Source organism: Pseudomonas sp. GV085 (assembly GCF_003050925.1).
Taxonomy (GTDB): Bacteria; Pseudomonadota; Gammaproteobacteria; order Pseudomonadales; family Pseudomonadaceae; genus Aquipseudomonas.
The window spans coordinates 211138-228890 of sequence record NZ_QAOV01000005.1 but is presented as its reverse complement, the minus strand read 5'-3'; the positions used below and the strand labels follow the sequence as shown (position 1 = coordinate 228890).

Annotated in this window: 14 protein-coding genes; 13 read left to right on the top strand and 1 reads right to left on the bottom strand. The window is 62.5% G+C overall.

Annotation, left to right across the window (positions count from 1 at the left end; all coding sequences use genetic code 11):
• Window positions 1–63 precede the first annotated feature (63 nt).
• Window positions 64–1017, bottom strand: a complete 954-nt coding sequence (gene gshB, locus C8K63_RS12805; RefSeq protein ID WP_108217044.1) for a glutathione synthase — start codon at window positions 1015–1017, stop codon at window positions 64–66.
• Between the two features lie 344 nt (window positions 1018–1361).
• On the opposite strand from gshB, the gene pilG reads away from it, so the two are divergent.
• From pilG to mdcH, 13 genes are all read left to right on the top strand, one after another.
• Window positions 1362–1766, top strand: coding sequence for a twitching motility response regulator PilG (gene pilG, locus C8K63_RS12800; RefSeq protein ID WP_108217043.1), 405 nt, complete (start codon window positions 1362–1364; stop codon window positions 1764–1766).
• Between the two features lie 57 nt (window positions 1767–1823).
• Complete coding sequence (pilH, locus tag C8K63_RS12795) at window positions 1824–2189, top strand: twitching motility response regulator PilH (RefSeq protein WP_008068134.1); 366 nt, start codon at window positions 1824–1826, stop codon at window positions 2187–2189.
• A 10-nt stretch (window positions 2190–2199) separates the two neighbouring features.
• Complete coding sequence (locus C8K63_RS12790) at window positions 2200–2739, top strand: chemotaxis protein CheW (protein ID WP_108217042.1); 540 nt, start codon at window positions 2200–2202, stop codon at window positions 2737–2739.
• Window positions 2740–2893: 154 nt separating this feature from the next.
• Window positions 2894–4954 carry a methyl-accepting chemotaxis protein gene (locus C8K63_RS12785; protein WP_108217041.1) on the top strand — a complete coding sequence of 687 codons (2061 nt, stop codon included), beginning with the start codon at window positions 2894–2896 and terminating at the stop codon, window positions 4952–4954.
• Between the two features lie 37 nt (window positions 4955–4991).
• On the top strand, window positions 4992–11012 hold the full coding sequence (locus tag C8K63_RS12780) for an Hpt domain-containing protein (protein ID WP_108217040.1): 6021 nt from the start codon (window positions 4992–4994) through the stop codon (window positions 11010–11012).
• On the top strand, window positions 11005–11466 hold the full coding sequence (locus C8K63_RS12775) for a chemotaxis protein CheW (protein ID WP_108217039.1): 462 nt from the start codon (window positions 11005–11007) through the stop codon (window positions 11464–11466). The genes C8K63_RS12780 and C8K63_RS12775 overlap by 8 nt, the downstream gene beginning before the upstream one ends.
• A gap of 220 nt (window positions 11467–11686) precedes the next feature.
• Window positions 11687–13357, top strand: a complete 1671-nt coding sequence (gene mdcA, locus C8K63_RS12770; protein ID WP_108217038.1) for a malonate decarboxylase subunit alpha — start codon at window positions 11687–11689, stop codon at window positions 13355–13357.
• Complete coding sequence (locus tag C8K63_RS12765) at window positions 13357–14232, top strand: triphosphoribosyl-dephospho-CoA synthase (RefSeq protein WP_108217037.1); 876 nt, start codon at window positions 13357–13359, stop codon at window positions 14230–14232. Before mdcA ends, C8K63_RS12765 begins: the two co-directional genes overlap by 1 nt.
• Window positions 14232–14531, top strand: a complete 300-nt coding sequence (locus tag C8K63_RS12760; RefSeq protein WP_007975424.1) for a malonate decarboxylase subunit delta — start codon at window positions 14232–14234, stop codon at window positions 14529–14531. Before C8K63_RS12765 ends, C8K63_RS12760 begins: the two co-directional genes overlap by 1 nt.
• Window positions 14524–15375, top strand: a complete 852-nt coding sequence (locus C8K63_RS12755; protein ID WP_108217036.1) for a biotin-independent malonate decarboxylase subunit beta — start codon at window positions 14524–14526, stop codon at window positions 15373–15375. The genes C8K63_RS12760 and C8K63_RS12755 overlap by 8 nt, the downstream gene beginning before the upstream one ends.
• Entirely contained in the window at window positions 15372–16175 is an 804-nt protein-coding gene (gene mdcE / locus C8K63_RS12750; RefSeq protein ID WP_108217035.1) for a biotin-independent malonate decarboxylase subunit gamma, read from the top strand. The genes C8K63_RS12755 and mdcE overlap by 4 nt, the downstream gene beginning before the upstream one ends.
• A complete protein-coding gene (locus C8K63_RS12745; RefSeq protein ID WP_108217034.1) occupies window positions 16169–16789 on the top strand; it encodes a malonate decarboxylase holo-ACP synthase in 621 nt (206 codons plus the stop codon). Before mdcE ends, C8K63_RS12745 begins: the two co-directional genes overlap by 7 nt.
• Window positions 16786–17697, top strand: a complete 912-nt coding sequence (mdcH, locus tag C8K63_RS12740; protein WP_108217033.1) for a malonate decarboxylase subunit epsilon — start codon at window positions 16786–16788, stop codon at window positions 17695–17697. The genes C8K63_RS12745 and mdcH overlap by 4 nt, the downstream gene beginning before the upstream one ends.
• Window positions 17698–17753: the final 56 nt, after the last annotated feature.

Sequence of the window (17753 nt, the reverse complement as noted above, 5' to 3'; positions counted from 1 at the left end):
ACAAGGAAACCAACATCGCGTTTTCACAGGCCGCGCATGATAACGCAATGTTGGTTTGGCTAATCAACGTGCCTTGAGCTTCTGATCGATGGCATCCATCAGCAAGCCGCCGATGTCGGTACCAAACGCATTATCAATCTCGCGAATGCAGGTCGGGCTGGTGACGTTGATCTCGGTCAGGTGCTCGCCGATCACGTCCAGGCCAACGAACAACAGGCCTTTTTCACGCAGGGTCGGGCCGACTTGCGCGGCGATCCAGCGGTCTTTGTCGGTCAGCGGGCGGGCTTCGCCACGGCCGCCGGCGGCGAGGTTGCCACGGGTTTCGCCCAGGGCCGGAATCCGCGCCAGGCAATAATCCACCGGCTCGCCATCGATCATCAGGATGCGCTTGTCGCCATCGACGATGGCCGGCAAGTAGCCCTGGATCATGATTTGCTGCTGGCCATGCAAGGTCAGTGTTTCGAGGATCACCGACAGGTTCGGGTGGCCGGCGGTGTGGCGGAATATCGAAGAACCGCCCATGCCGTCCAGCGGCTTCAGGATCACATCGCCATGGTGGTCGGCGAATTCGCGCAGGACGTCCGGGCGACGGCTGACGATGGTCGGCGGCGTGCATTGCGGGAACAGTGTGGCGAACAGCTTTTCGTTGCAGTCGCGCAGGCTTTGCGGCTTGTTGACCACCAGCACCCCGGCGCGCTCGGCTTGTTCCAGCAGATAAGTGGAGTAGACGAACTCCATGTCGAACGGCGGATCCTTGCGCATCAGGATCACGTCCAGGTCGCTCAGCAGCGCGTCGCTTTCAGCGCCCAGTTCGAACCATTTTTCCGGGTTGGCGAACACCTGCAGCGGACGCATCCGCGCCCGCGCCTGGCCTTCGCCCTGATACAGGTCGCGCTGTTCCATGTAGAACAGCTCCCAGCCACGCTTCTGCGCGGCCAGCAGCATGGCCAGCGAGCTATCCTTTTTATAGGAAATGCTGGCGATAGGGTCCATGACAATCCCGACGCGAACGCTCATTGGGTTTTCCTCGAAATTTTGGGGGCTTGTGCCGATCTGTAGGAGCGAGCCTGCTCGCGATGGATGTCAGAACACCGCGTTCATCCAGCCTGCACGCGTCATCGTTAGCGATCATCGCGAGCAGGCTCGCTCCTACAAAGAGCCGTATAAAAGTGGCGTCAGAGTGGCGCTGAGTGTGTTCCCGGTCAAGGAAAAACCACCTTGCAGGTCGGCCGATAGATTGGTTTTGGAGACTGTGCTAAAAAGACTGCCATGTCGTGCCGGCCCTTGAACATCAAGGGTTTCGAGCCGCGTTAACCGGCAAACGGACAATTTGTTTCGCAAAGGCGACGGTAGAGCATTTTATGGAACGGTACCCCAGCGCCTTGAAGGTCATGGTGATCGACGATTCGAAGACGATTCGTCGCACCGCCGAAACGTTGCTCAAGAACGTGGGTTGTGAGGTCATCACGGCCATCGACGGCTTCGATGCCCTGGCCAAGATTGCCGACAACCACCCCAGTATCATCTTTGTCGACATCATGATGCCGCGCCTGGATGGCTACCAGACCTGCGCCCTGATCAAGAACAACAGCGCGTTCAAGTCCACGCCGGTGATTATGCTGTCGTCCAAGGACGGGCTGTTCGACAAGGCCAAGGGGCGCATCGTCGGCTCTGACCAGTTTTTGACCAAGCCTTTCAGCAAGGAAGAATTGCTTGATGCGATCCAGGCCCATGTACCTGGTTTTGCCGCCGTTTTGCCGCAGTAGGACACGCACAGTGACGCTCGGCCATCGGGCCCGGTGTCGACAAGAATGGGGAAGACCATGGCACGTATTCTGATCGTCGATGATTCGCCGACCGAAATGTACAAACTGACCGGCATGCTGGAAAAGCACGGTCATGAAGTGTTGAAAGCCGAAAACGGCGCCGACGGTGTGGCCCTGGCCCGCCAGGAAAAGCCCGACGCGGTGCTGATGGACATTGTCATGCCCGGCCTCAACGGCTTCCAGGCGACCCGCCAGCTGACCAAGGACCCGGAAACCGGACACATCCCGGTGATCATCATCACCACCAAGGACCAGGAAACCGACAAGGTCTGGGGCACGCGCCAGGGCGCCAAGGATTACCTGACCAAACCGGTCGATGAAGAGACCCTGATCAAAACCCTGAACAACGTGCTGGCCGGTTGATCATCAGGTCATGAACGAGTCGCTGACGGCTTTTGAACTGCTGCTGCAAATCGACCGGCGCTGTCGATTGCTGGCGGCGGACTTGCCGTCCCAGCCACCCCGGCGGGACAGCTGGAGCGGCATCGGATTTCGCCTGGGCGAGCACTGGTATGTCGCGCCCATGAGCGAAGTCAGCGAAGTCCTGCACGAACCGCGTTTCACTCAGCTACCGGGGGTCAAACCCTGGGTCAAGGGGGTTGCCAACCTGCGCGGGCGTTTGCTGCCGGTCATGGATCTGTGCGGCTTCTTCGGGCATGAGCTTTCGGCGATGCGCGGGCAGCGGCGGGTGTTGGTGGTGGAACATGACGAGGTGTTTGCCGGGTTGTTGGTCGACGAAGTCTTCGGCCTCCAGCACTTTGCCCAGGACAGCCTGGAACCGGTGCCGGCAGAGGAGTTGAAGGGGCCGATGGCGGCGTTTGTCAAAGGCCGGTTTCAGCGCGAGCAGTGCTGGCAGGTGTTCAGCCCGTTTGCGTTGACGCAGTCCCAAAGCTTCATGCATGTGGCGGTGTAACCGGGCAACAGAGAACCCTGTGGGAGCGAGCCTGCTCGCGATTGAACGATAACGCGGTATTCCTGAAACACCGCGGCGCCTGAATCGCGAGCAGGCTCGCTCCCACAAGGGGCTTGGTATGCTTTACAGGGTGTTGGTTAACAGGCGAGGACCGATGATAAAAGCAAAAGCAGGCAAGCCAATGGAAGGGTCGCGCAGCCGGTCGCAGATTATCGTGCTGTTCATCGCGCTGATCGTCTTCATCATGCTGCTGTTCGCCAACTTCGCGTACCTCAACACCCAGGCTACCTACGACAAACAGTACATCGGCCACGCGGGCGAGCTGCGTGTGCTGTCCCAGCGTATCGCCAAGAACGCCACCGAAGCCGCCGCCGGCAAGGCTGCCGCGTTCAAGTTGCTCAGCGATGCGCGCAACGATTTTGCCCTGCGCTGGGGTTACCTGAAGAAAGGCGACCCGGCCACCGGCCTGCCACCGGCCCCTGCTACCGTGCGTCCGGAGATGCGCGCGGTGCAACAGGATTGGGAGCGTCTGCTGAAAAACACTGATGCGATTCTTTCCAGCGAGCAAACCGTACTATCGCTGCATCAGGTCGCCGCGACCCTGGCCGAAACCGTGCCGCAGTTGCAGGTCGAGTACGAAAAAGTCGTCGAGATCCTGCTGCAACGGGGCGCCCCGGCAGCCCAGGTGGCCATGGCCCAGCGTCAGTCGCTGCTGGCCGAGCGCATCCTCGGCGCGGTGAACACGGTATTGGCCGGCGACGAAAACTCACAGCAGGCCGCCGACGCGTTCGGACGCGACGCGACGCAGTTCGGCAAGGTGCTCAACGGCATGCTCCAGGGCGACCCGGCGCTCAAGGTCAGCCAGGTCGAAGATCGCGACGCCCGTGCGCGTCTCGCGGAAATCTCCGAGCTGTTCGAATTCGTGTCGGGTTCGGTGGACGAGATCCTCGAAACCTCGCCAGAGCTGTTCAAGGTCCGCGAATCGGCCTCGAACATTTTCAGCCTGTCGCAAACCCTGCTCGACGAAGCCTCACACCTGGCCAGCGGGTTCGAAAACATGGTCGGCGGGCGCACCACCGACACCATCGGCGGTTATGTGCTGGGCTTGCTGGCGCTGGCTTCGATCATCCTGATCGGCATGGTGATGGTGCGCGAAACCAATCGTCAGTTGCACGAAACCGCCGAGAAAAACGAGCGTAACCAGAACGCGATCATGCGCTTGCTCGACGAGATCGAAGACCTGGCCGACGGTGACCTCACGGTGACCGCCTCGGTGACCGAAGACTTTACCGGCACCATCGCCGATTCGATCAATTACTCCGTCGACCAACTGCGTGATCTGGTCGCGACCATCAACCTCACCGCTGGTCAGATCGCCGCCGCCGTACAGGAAACCCAGGCCACCGCCATGCACCTGGCCCAGGCTTCGGAACATCAGGCCCAGCAGATTTCCGAGGCCTCCATGGCGATCAACGACATGGCCGAGTCCATCGACCAGGTGTCGGCCAACGCGGCTGAATCTTCGGCGGTTGCCGAACGTTCGGTGGAAATCGCCAACAAGGGCAATGAGGTGGTGCACAACACCATCCACGGCATGGACAACATTCGCGAGCAGATTCAGGACACCGCCAAACGCATCAAGCGCCTGGGTGAGTCGTCCCAGGAAATCGGCGACATTGTCAGCCTGATCGATGACATTGCCGACCAGACCAATATCCTTGCCCTCAACGCGGCCATCCAGGCGTCCATGGCCGGTGACGCCGGCCGCGGTTTCGCCGTGGTCGCCGATGAAGTGCAGCGCCTGGCCGAGCGCTCATCCGCTGCCACCCGGCAGATCGAAACCCTGGTGCGGGCGATCCAGACCGACACCAACGAAGCGGTCATCTCCATGGAGCAGACGACGACCGAAGTGGTACGCGGCGCCCGTCTGGCGCAGGATGCAGGTGTGGCCCTGGAAGAAATCGAAGGCGTGTCCAAGACGCTTGCGGCGCTGATCCAGAGCATTTCCAATGCGGCGCAACAGCAGACGTCGTCGGCCGGTCAGATTTCCCTGACGATGAACGTGATCCAGCAGATCACCTCGCAGACGTCGTCGGGCTCCACTGCTACGGCCGAGAGCATCGGTAACCTGGCGAAAATGGCCAGTCAGTTGCGTCGCTCGGTGTCCGGTTTCACCTTACCGGCAGCCAAGGCGCAGGCTGTGGACAAAGCGTGAATCGCCCGCGGGTAGAACTATGGTGACTGAAGTGGTTATGGGGGATCGGCACGACTATGTGGCCCTCGAATGGGTCAAGGGCGAGATTGCCGAAACGCTGAAACAGGCTCATCACGCGATTGAAAACCTGCTCGATGACCCGCAGGCGACGCAAGCGCTGGATGATTGCCTTTCGTGCATTCATCAGGTCCACGGCAGTTTGCAGATGGTCGAGTTCTACGGCGCGGCGTTGCTCGCCGAAGAAATGGAACAACTGGCCATGGCCTTGCAGGACAACCGTGTCAGCCATCGCGACGAGGCGTTGCACCTGTTGATGCAGGCCCTCGGGCAGCTGCCGATCTACCTCGACCGGGTGCAAGGCGCGCGTCGCGACTTGCCTCTGGTGGTGTTGCCACTGATCAACGACCTGCGCAGTGCCCGCGGCGAAAGCCTGCTGTCGGAAACCAGCCTGTTCAGCCCGCAATTGCCCGAGTTACTGGCGCTGGACGCAGATACGCTGGCGCAGCTGGAGCCGGCCGAATTGCCCAATGTGCTGCGCAAGCTGCGGCAGATGCTGCAAATGGCGCTGGTCGGTTTCCTGCGTGAACAGGACAACGACACCAATCTCGATTACCTGGCCAAGGTCTTCACCCGCCTCGAAGCACTGTGCGCCAATGCACCCCTGAGCCCGTTATGGCAGGTGGCATCGGCGCTGGTCGAAGGCATGCAGGGCGGTGCGATCGCCAACAGCCCGGCTTTGCGCAGCCTGTTCAAGGATGCCGACAAGGAACTCAAGCGCCTGCTCGAACAAGGCATGCCCGGCATCAACCAGCCGGCCCCGCCGGAGCTGCTCAAGAGTTTGCTGTTTTACATTGCAAAGGCCGAACATCCCACCGGGCAGATGCTGACCATGAAAGAACGCTACTCACTGGACGACGCGCTGCCCGACAGCGCGATGGTCGATGAAGAACGCGCGCGGCTGGCCGGTCCCGACCGTGACGCCATGCGCTCGGTGCTGGCAGCGCTGTGCGAAGAGCTGGTGCGGGTCAAGGAACGTCTGGATCTGTTCGTGCGCAGTGACCGCCAGCACACCTCTGACCTCGAGAGCCTGCTGGCACCGCTGCGGCAAATCGCCGACACCCTGGCGGTGCTGGGCTTCGGCCAGCCGCGCAAGGTGATCATCGATCAATTGGCGGTGGTGCTCAGCCTCGCCCAGGGTCAGCGCGAACCCAACGATGCGATCCTCATGGACGTTGCCGGGGCCTTGTTGTACGTCGAAGCGACGCTGGCCGGCATGGTCGGTACCGTGGAACCGGAGAGCCAGGATGACAATCGCCTGCCGACCACCGACCTGACGCAGATCCATCAGATCGTGATCAAGGAGGCCCGCATCTGTTTGCAGCAGGCCAAGGACATGATCGTCGACTACATCGACGCCGATTGGGACCGCCAGTATTTGCAGGCGCTGCCGGCCTTGCTGACCCAGGTGCGCGGCGCGCTGGCGATGATTCCGCTGGGCCGGGCGGCGAGCCTGGTCGAAACCTGCAATCACTTTATCCGCGAGCACCTGATGCTCGAACCGGGTCAACCGGGTTGGCAGGAACTGGACAGCCTGGCCGACGTGATCACCAGCATCGAGTACTACCTCGAGCGCCTCAGCGATGACCCGCAAACGCAGGGTGAAAACCTGCTCGATGTCGCGGAAAAAAGCCTGGCCAGCCTCGGGTTTTTCCCCAGTGAGCAGCATGTGCCAGTGCTTGATGATGCGCTCAACCCGACCGAAGCGCAGGTGATGCAAATGATGCAGGAGCTGGATGATCCGCAGACCGTCCAGACCCTGGCCGATGTGCTTGCCAGCCCGGTTTCGAGCCTGAATCCACCCGCCCTGAACATTCCGGGCAGCCTGCTGCCGCCGCCAGCAGGCGAAGAGCCGGTGGACGAGGAACTGCGTGAGGTGTTCCTCGAAGAAACCGACGAAGTCCTGGAGATCCTGCGCGAGTACTTGCCGGGCTGGTCGGTCAACCCTGAAAACCGCTCGGCCCTGAGTGAGCTGCGCCGTGCCTTCCATACCCTCAAGGGCAGTGGTCGCATGGTGCGCGCTCTGGTGCTGGGCGAGCTGGCCTGGGCCGTGGAAAACCTGCTCAATCGCGTACTGGAAGGCAGCGTGGAACCGGGCGCTGCGGTGCAGCAACTGATCGGCGATGTGCTGCAGCTGCTTCCGGAGCTGGTGGCTGAATACGCCGCCAATGCCCAGCGCCAGCGCAACGATGTCGATCAGTTGGCCGCCTCCGCCCATGCCCTGGCCAAGGGCGATGAGCAGGTGTCCGATGAGGATACGCAGGATGTCGCGGCCCTCGACCCGCTGTTGCTGGAGATCTTCCGCAAAGAGGCTGAAACCCACTTGGGCAGCCTCAATCGCTTCCTTGATAAGGCCGCCGAACATGTGCCGTTGCCGGCCAGCGACGAATTGCAGCGCGCCTTGCACACCCTCAAGGGCAGTGCCTCCATGGCCGGTGTGTTGCCGATTGCCGAGCTGGCCGCACCGCTGGATCAACTGGCCCGGGAGTACAAGGCGCATCTGATCGCGCTGGATCTGGATGAAGTCGAATTGCTGCTGGAAGCTGAAGGATTGTTTCGCCTCGGCTTGCGCCAGCTCAAGACTGATCCGCTGGCGGAAATTCCCGGCGCCCGGGATTTGACCGAGCGAGCCAGGGCGCTGCTGGCCGAGCGTCTGGAAAACCTTCTGAACACGCCGAACACCGGGCTGCGGATCAAGCGCGATCCGCAACTGATCAACAACTTCCTCGCCCAGGGCATGGACATCCTGCTGGACGCCGAAAGCCTGTTGCAGCGTTGGCAGCAACACCCCGGCGAACGTCAGGAACTCAGCGCACTGCTGGACGAATTGACCACCCTCGGCGAAGGCGCCCATCTGGCCGACCTGCACCCGGTGGATGAGCTGTGCGAAGCGTTGCTCGACCTGTACGGGGCCGTGGAAGAAAGCAGCCTGGCGGTCAGCGAGCGGTTTTTCCATGAGGCACAGGGTGCCCACGAAGCGCTGATCAACATGCTCGACGAACTGGCTGCCGGTCAGGAAGTCAGCCCGCAGCCACAACGGATCAGGGCCTTGCGCAAACTGCTCGACGAGAGCCTCGACCCGTCGGCCATGGGCCTGATCCGCAGCGATGGCAGCCGTAGCCTGAGCATCCGTGACCTGTCCGATGCCACCGCCGAACTTGAGCGCACGCTACCCCCCGCCCCTGTAGGAGCGAGCTCGCTCGCGATGGACGTTAACGATGACGCGTTGTCATTGGATAAACGCGGCGCCGGTGAGCCCATCGCGAGCGAGCTCGCTCCTACAGGAGAGGGGCGCGAGCTGGATGCGGAAATCGTTGCGATCTTCCTTGAAGAAGCGGTGGATATCCTCGACAGCGCCGGTCAGGCCTTGCAGCGTTGGTTGCGCGACCCGGACAACGCCGCGCCGCTGTCGTCCCTGCAACGGGATTTGCACACCCTCAAGGGCGGCGCACGCATGGCCGAGATCGGGCCGGTCGGCGATCTGGCCCATGAACTGGAAAGCCTTTACCAGGGCTTGGTGGACCGTCGTTATGCCTTCAGTGATTCACTGGCGGTGCTGCTCAAACAGAGCCATGAGCGATTGGCGTTGTACCTTGAACAGTTGCAGCCCAACCAGCCACTGGACGACTCCCGTGAGCTGATCGAAGCCATGCGTGCCTACCGTCAGAGCTACGCGGGCGGCACCGAGACGGCCCGGCAGGCGACCGGCAACGACTCGGCTGCGCATGATCCGCAATTGCTGGAAATATTCCTCGAGGAAGGTTTCGACATCATCGAAAGCTCCGGGGCGGCGCTGGAGCGCTGGCAGGCCCAGCCTTCGAATCGGCAGGAAGTGGAAACCCTGCTGCGCGACCTGCACACCCTCAAGGGCGGCGCGCGCATGGTGGAAATCGCCGCGATTGGTGATCTGGCCCATGAACTGGAGTTCCTCTACGAAGGCCTGTCCACCGGCGAGTTGCAACCGACGGAGCCGTTGTTCGCGCTGTTGCAGCGCAGCCATGACCGCTTGGCGCAGATGCTCGACGCGGCCCGCGCCGGTGAACCGATGCCGCCCGCCGACCGTTTGATCGATGCGATCAGGAACTTCAGCCACCCGGCCGTGCTTGAAGCCCCCGCGCCGATTGCTCCGCCGGCCACGCCCAAGGCGGAGCCGCTGGCGCCGCCGTCCGATGCCGGCACCGACATGGTCAAGGTCTCGGCGGAGCTGCTCGACGATCTGGTCAACCTGGCCGGTGAAACATCGATCTTCCGTGGCCGGATCGAACAGCAGGTCAACGATGCGCACATCGCCCTGAATGAGATGGAGACCACCATCGAGCGCATGCGCGACCAGTTGCGCCGCCTCGATACCGAAACCCAGGGACGGATCCTCAGCCGCCAGCAAGTCGACGCCGAACGCCTGGGGTACGAGGAATTCGACCCGCTGGAAATGGACCGCCATTCGCAGTTGCAGCAGTTGTCCCGGGCGCTGTTCGAATCGGCCTCTGACTTGCTCGACCTCAAGGAAACCCTCGAGCGACGCAATCAGGACACGGAAAACCTGCTGCAACAGCAGGGCCGCATCAACACAGAATTGCAGGAAGGCCTGATGCGCACGCGCATGGTGCCGTTCGAACGCATGCTCCCGCGTTTGCAGCGCATCGTCCGGCAGGTGTCCAGTGAACTGGGCAAGGACGTGGATTTCATCGTCGATAACGCCGAAGGCGAGATGGATCGCAACGTTCTCGAACGCATGGCCGCACCGCTGGAACACATGCTGCGCAACGCCGTCGACCACGGCCTGGAGTCCGTCGAAGCACGGCTGGCGGCGGGGAAACCGGCCAAGGGCAAAATCACCCTCGATCTGCTGCGCGAAGGGGGCGACATCATTTTCGACATCCGCGACGACGGCGCCGGTGTGCCGCTGGACGCGGTGCGGCGCAAGGCGATCAAGCGCGGCCTGCTCGCCCCGGACAGTGTCATCAGTGATCACGACGTGTTGCAGTTCATCCTGCAACCGGGGTTTTCCACCGCCGAAAAAATCACCCAGATCTCCGGGCGCGGCGTCGGCATGGACGTGGTGCACGAAGAGGTGCGGCAACTGGGCGGCACCATGAGCATCGACTCGGTGCCCGGGCAGGGCGTGCATTTCCGCATTCGCCTGCCGTTCACCGTCTCGGTCAACCGGGCGTTGATGGTGCAGTGCGGAGAGGACCAATACGCGATCCCGCTCAATACCATCGATAGCATCGTTCGTGTCCTGCCCAATGAACTCGAAGGGTATTTCCGTTTCGATTCGCCGACCTACGAATACGCCGGACAACGTTACGAGCTGTGCTACCTGGGTGAGTTGCTGAAAACCAGCCCGCGCCCGAAGCTGTTGGGCCAGAGCCTGCCACTTCCGGTGTTGCTGGTGCAGTGCAATGAGCGGCACATCGCGGTGCTGGTGGACGCCATGGCCGGCACTCGCGAAATCGTGGTCAAGAGCCTGGGGCCGCAGTTCGCGGCGGTGCAAGGGGTATCCGGGGCGACGATTCTCGGGGACGGCCGGGTGGTGCTGATTCTGGATTTGCTGGCGCCGATCCGCGCCATGCAGGCCCGTGTGCCCCAGCGTCCGCCAGGACAAGAGGTCGAGGCCGAGCCGCATCGGCCGCTGCTGGTGATGGTGGTCGACGACTCGGTCACCGTGCGCAAGGTCACCAGCCGCTTGCTCGAACGCCACGGCATGAGCGTGCTGACTGCCAAGGATGGAGTCGATGCCATGCTGCTGCTGGAAGAACACGTGCCCGACCTGATGCTGCTGGACATCGAGATGCCGCGCATGGATGGCTTCGAAGTCGCGACCCAGGTGCGCAATGACGAACGTCTGCGACACCTGCCGATCATCATGATCACCTCCCGCACCGGACAGAAACACCGCGACCGCGCCATGGCCATCGGCGTCAACGACTACCTTGGCAAGCCGTACCAGGAATCGGTGCTGCTCGAAAGCATCGCCTTGTGGAGCAAGACCCATGCTTGAGCACCGCACCAGCAACCTCACTGGCCTGCTGCTGCCATTGGCCGACCGCAACCTGATCCTGCCCAACGTCGCCGTAGCCGAGCTGATCGACTACCAGCAGCCGGGGACCTTCGACCTGGACACACCGCCGTGGTACCTGGGCCTGGTGGCGTGGCGCGACCGGCAGATTCCGCTGCTGAGTTTTGAGTCGGCCTGCGGACAGAAAATCGTCATCGGTTTACGCGCGCGGATCGTCATTCTCAACGCCCTCGGCGGGCGCCCCGAGCTGAAGTTCATCGCGCTATTGGTGCAGGGCATTCCGCGCTCCTGCAAGCTCGACAGCCAGTTGAGTTATGTGGATGTGCCGTTGTGCGCGCTGGAGCAGGCGGCGGTGCAGGTGGGTGAGCAGGTGGCCAAGGTGCCGGATCTGTTGGCGCTGGAGGGGTTGTTGGTGGATGCCGGGTTAGTCAACTGATCCCGACTCAGCGGTGAACTGACCGGCCCCTTCGCGGGCAAGCCCGCACCTACAAGGTTTTGTGTGCACCGCCGACCCACTGTAGGAGCGGGCTTGCCCGCGAAGGCGTCAGTTCTGACAACCATTACCCTGAGCGTAACGATCCGCCACTCTGCTTGATTGATACGCTACGACCAACACTCCTAAGGTAGCTCCACGACAGCGAACCCGTGGAGTGGTCATGACAACAACAATATCCCCCGACTCGCGATGGACGCGGCGGCGCAGCGAAAAGCAGCGGCGCCTCGAGCTGGTGCGAGGGCTTGCCGACGGCGTGGTGTTGCCCACCGACAACATCGTCGCGGCGCTGGAGGCCTTGATCCTGCCTGGCGACCGCGTGGTGCTCGAAGGCAATAACCAGAAGCAGGCGGATTTCCTTTCCCGTTCCCTGGCCAAGGCCGATCCCGCAAAGCTGCATGACCTGCACATGATCATGCCCAGCGTCGGGCGCACCGAGCACCTGGATCTGTTCGAGCGCGGCATCGCGCGCAAGCTCGACTTCTCTTTCGCCGGCACTCAAAGCCTGCGCATCAGCCAGTTGCTCGAAGACGGCCTGCTGGAAATCGGCGCGATCCACACCTACATCGAACTTTACGCACGGCTGGTGGTGGACCTGATTCCCAACGTCGTGCTGTCGGCCGGGTTCATGGCCGACCGCGCGGGCAACATCTACACCGGGCCGAGCACCGAAGACACCCCGGCCCTGATCGAGCCGGCGGCCTTCAGCGACGGCATCGTCATCGTTCAGGTCAACCAATTGGTGGACGACGTCAGCGACCTGCCGCGTGTAGACATTCCCGCCTCCTGGGTCGACTTCGTGGTGGTGGCGGACAAGCCGTTCTATATCGAACCGCTGTTCACCCGCGATCCACGGCACATCAAGCCGGTGCACGTGCTAATGGCGATGATGGCGATCCGCGGCATCTACGAAAAACACAATGTGCAGTCCCTCAACCACGGCATCGGTTTCAACACGGCCGCCATCGAACTGATCCTGCCGACCTACGGCGAATCCCTCGGCCTCAAAGGCAAGATTTGCCGCAACTGGACGCTCAACCCGCATCCAACGCTGATCCCGGCGATTGAAAGCGGTTGGGTCGAAAGCGTGCATTGCTTCGGCACTGAGTTGGGGATGGAGAACTACATTGCGGCACGGCCGGACGTGTTCTTTACCGGGCGCGACGGCTCCCTGCGTTCCAATCGGATGTTCAGCCAACTGGCTGGGCAATACGCGGTGGACCTGTTCATCGGCGCGACTTTGCAAGTCGATGGCGACGGTCATTCTTCCACCGTGACGCGCGGACGCCTGGCCGGTTTCGGCGGCGCACCGAACATGGGCCATGACCCGCGCGGTCGTCGTCACGGTACGCCGGCCTGGCTCGACATGCGCAACACCGATGTGGCCGAGCCCATGCTCGAACGCGGTAAGAAACTCGTGGTGCAGATGGTCGAAACCTTCCAGGAGGGTGGCAAACCGACTTTTGTTGAAACCCTCGATGCGGTCGATGTGGCGAAGAAAAGCGGCATGCCACTGGCGCCGATCATGGTCTATGGCGACGACGTCACCCACCTGCTGACAGAAGAAGGTATCGCCTACCTGTACAAGGCGCGCTCGCTGGAAGAGCGCCAGGCGATGATCGCCGCCGTCGCCGGGGTAACCGCCATCGGCCTGCGCCACAACCCCAAAGACACCGCACGCATGCGTCGCGAAGGCCTGATCGCCTTGCCCGAAGACCTCGGCATCCGCCGCACCGATGCCACTCGCGAATTGCTCGCGGCGAAAAGCGTGGCCGATCTGGTGGAATGGTCCGGTGGCCTCTACAACCCGCCCGCCAAGTTCAGGAGCTGGTAATGCACGCACTTAACCTGCAACCCAAAAGCCTGAGCCTGGCCGAACGGCTGGCGGACCTGGCGGTGGACGCACTGATCGACGAAGCTGATCTGTCGCCGAAACCGGCACTGGTCGACCGTCGCGGCAATGGCGCCCACACCGATTTACACCTGGGGCTGATGCACGCTTCGGCGTTGTCGTTGTGGCCGGCTTTTAAAGAAATGGCTGAAGCAGCCATCGAGTTCGGCGAAGTCGGCTCGCCCCTGCGCGAAGCCGTGGGCCGCATTGGTCGCGAAGGCGAGCAAGCGATGCTCGACACCACCGGCGGCGTGAACACCCATCGCGGGGCGATCTGGGCCTTGGGCCTGTTGGTCACTGCCGCTGCACTGGAACCTCAATCCTGCAGCGCCAATAGCGTGGCGATACGTGCTGCGCGGTTGGCCTTGCTCGACGACCGTTTTGCACCACGTCCGCTCAGTCACGGTGCGCAAGTCGCCCAACGCTATGGCGCTCGCGGTGCTCGTGAAGAAGCGCAACTCGGTTTTCCGGCTGTGACCCAACGTGCTCTGCCACAACTGCTGCGCAGCCGCGCCGCCGGTCATGGCGAACACAACGCCCGGCTCGATGCGCTGCTGGCGATCATGACGAATCTGGCCGACACCTGTGTGCTTTACCGCGCCGGTGAAGAAGGCCTGAACACCATGCAACTGGGTGCCCGGGCGGTGCTCGATGCCGGTGGCAGTGCCAGCCTCGGCGGACGTCGCCGCCTGCATGAGCTGGACCAACAACTCATCGCGTTGAATGCCTCGCCCGGCGGTGCTGCCGACCTGCTCGCAGCCTGCCTGTTCATCGACCGTATCGCGTCTGGCGACGGCCTCATCCAGGGAGTGTTTTGATGGAAACCTTATCTTTTGAATTCCCCGCCGGGCAGCCACCACGCGGCCGCACCCTGGTGGGCTGTGTCGGCTCGGGTGATCTGGAAGTGCTGATCGAACCGGGTCAGGCCGGCAAGCTGACGATCAACGTGCAGACCTCGGTCAATGGCAGCGAGCAACGCTGGCAGCATCTGTTCGCACGGATGTTCGACGGCCAGACGCCACCGGCCATGGATATCGATATCCACGATTTCGGCGCGACGCCCGGTGTGGTGCGCCTGCGTCTGGAACAAGGCTTCGAGGAGATTGGCCATGACTGACAGCGCATCTCTGCTCAACAAGCACAGTTTCGTCGAACTCGGTGCGCGGCAACGGGCCAAGGCGTTGCTCGACGTCGGCACCTTCCGCGAACTGCTCGATCCCTTTCAACGGATCATGTCGCCGTGGCTGTCGCGCCAGGGTGTGGTGCCGCAAGCCGACGACGGCGTGGTGATCGCCAAGGGTAATCTCGATGGTTTGCCGGTGGTGATCGCGGCCATCGAAGGCGCATTCCAGGGCGGCAGCCTCGGTGAAGTCGGCGGAGCAAAAATCGCCGGTGCACTGGAACTGGCCGCCGAAGACAACCGCAACGGCATTCCGACCCGCGCCGTGCTGCTGCTGGAAACCGGCGGCGTGCGCTTGCAGGAAGCCAACCTCGGCCTGGCAGCCATTGCCGACATCCACGCGGCGATTGTCGACTTGCAGCAGCACCAACCCGTGGTCGGTGTGGTGGCGGGCAGCGTCGGCTGCTTTGGCGGCATGTCGATTGCCGCCGGCTTGTGCAGCTACCTGTTGGTGACCCAGGAAGCGCGGCTTGGCCTGAATGGTCCGCAAGTGATCGAGCAAGAAGCCGGACTCGAAGAATACGATTCCCGCGACAGGCCCTTCATCTGGAGCCTGACCGGTGGTGAACAGCGTTTCGCCAGTGGTCTGGTGGATCGTTACGTGGATGACGATGTGGCACAGATTCGCCAACAGGTGGCTGAGTTGCTCCATCAGGGTTTGCCTGCACAGCCGCGCAGCCGGCAGGCCGAGTTGTTCCTGCAACGCCTGGCGCGTCTGGACGCCGAATCGCAAATCGAGCCGTCCGTGGTTCGCGATCTGTACCAAGGAGAACGCCCATGAGTCCGTATTCCCTGCGTGGTTTGAACTGGTTCAACGCCTTGAGTGCCGGGGCGAAAGCAGTCGAGGGCTTGCCGGCTTCGCTGAAGGTCGCGGACGGAGCGCTTGGCGATCAGCCTGTGCGTTTCATCGCGGTGGTGGCTGACCCGGAAAACCGCTTCGTCCGTGCCCGTAACGGCGAAGTGGGTTTGCTCGAAGGCTGGGGCCTGGCCAAGGCTGTGGATGAAGTCATTGCCGCCGATCAGAACAAAGCACACAAACGCGCCCTTTTCGCCATCGTCGACGTGCCGAGCCAGGCTTACGGTCGACGCGAGGAAGCCCTCGGCATTCATCAGGCGCTGGCCGCCGCGGCGGACAGTTATGCCCGTGCCCGTCTCGCTGGTCATGCGGTGATTGGTCTGCTGGTGGGCAAGGCGATGTCCGGGGCATTTCTGGCCCACGGCTATCAGGCCAATCGCTTGATCGCCCTGCGCGATCCGGGGGTGATGGTGCATGCCATGGGCAAGGCGTCGGCGGCGCGGGTGACCTTGCGTAGCGTCGAAGAACTCGAAGCCCTGGCCGCCAGCGTACCACCGATGGCCTATGACATCGACAGCTATGCCAGCCTCGGGCTGCTGTGGGAAACCTTGTCAGTGGAACAGATCGAGCAGCCGACTGCGGCGGATCTGGCGCGGGTGACTGAGTGCCTGGGTCAGGCGATGGGCGATATCGCTGAAAAGGGTACAGATCTCAGTGGTCGTCTCGGTGCGGCCAACCGTGCGGCATCGAGCAAGGTTCGCCAATTGCTGAGAGCGCAGTGGTGAACACGCTACTGGCCCATGACCTGCTGTGGGGCATGACCCCGCAGCAGTTGCCGACGGATGCGCCTGCGTGGGTAACCGAGTCGATTAGTGCTGGTCAACCGGTGGTGGTCCGTCGCGCCTTGAGCGCGGCGGGGCAGGTGGCGGTGGGCGTGCGCGGGCCGCTGCGCGAACAGCGATTTGCGGCGGTGATGGAAGTCGCTGCCATTACGCGGCAGGTGCGGCCGGAAGAACTCTGCCATGTTCAAGGGCAGCGCGATTTCCCGGCGCTGCGGGCCTTGGAGCAGCTGCGCTCGTACCTCGATGACAGTGGTTGGGTCTGGGGTGTCAGCGGAAGCGCCGGGTTCGAGTTGGCCAGTGGATTTGCCGCTTTGCACACGGGCAGCGATCTCGATCTGATCCTGCGTACGCCACGTCCGATGAGTCGTGTCGGCGCCCAGGCGTTGGCGGCCGTTCTCGACGCCGCCGTGTGCCGCGTGGACCTGCAATTGCAGACACCGTCGGGCGCCGTTGCCTTGCGCGAATGGGCCGGTGCTTCGTCGCGGGTCCTGTTGAAAAGTGCCACTCAGGCCAGCCTGATCACTGATCCGTGGAATCTACAGGAGCAAGCAGCATGAGCAGCTTGCTGGTGTTCCCCGGCCAGGGTGCGCAACAACCCGGAATGCTGGCGCGTTTGCCTCGGGAAACGTTGATCGAGGCGAGCGACCTGCTCGGCGAAGATGTCACGCAGCTGGATTCTGCCGAGGCGTTGCAGTCGACGAGGGCGGTTCAGCTTTGCCTGCTGATTGCTGGAGTCGCCGCTTCACGTCAGCTGGCCATGGCCCCGGACTACGTGGCTGGCTTGTCGATCGGCGCTTATCCGGCAGCGGTGGTGGCTGGTGCCTTGGGTTTCAGCGATGCGTTGCATCTGGTCAGCCTGCGCGGCGAACTGATGCAGCACGCTTATCCACAGGGCTACGGCATGACCGCGATCATCGGTCTGGACCTGGCCACGGTGGAAGGATTGCTGGCCCGGGTGTACTGCGTAGAAATGCCGGTTTATCTGGCCAATATCAACGCCGATAACCAGGTGGTGATTGCCGGTAGCGACGCGGCGATGAAAGCGGTGGCGGAGTTGGCGAAAGGTTACGGAGCAGGCTTGGCCAAGCGTCTGGCAGTGAGCGTGCCGTCCCATTGCCCATTGCTTGAGGCCCCTGCGCAACGGTTGGCCGAAGCCTTCGCCAAGGTGCCGCTGCAAACCCCGAAGATCGGCTACCTGAGCAGCAGTCGTGCGCGTCCGCTGATCAAGCCTGAAGCCTTGCGTGACGACCTGGCCTTCAACATGTGCCGCATCGTTGACTGGCGCGGCACGGTACAAAGCGCCTACGAGCGCGGCGTACGTCTACAGATCGAACTGCCGCCCGGTGCGGTGCTGACCGGGCTGGCGCGCCGGGTGTTCGAGCAGGGCACCGTGATTGCCTTCGACGGTGCACGGCTCGATACCTTGCAGGCGCTGATGCGTGAGGAGGGAAGCCGCCACTCTTAAATCACCCGGCTTAAGGCTTCGAACAACAAAAACAACATTCGAAATGCACTTTGAGG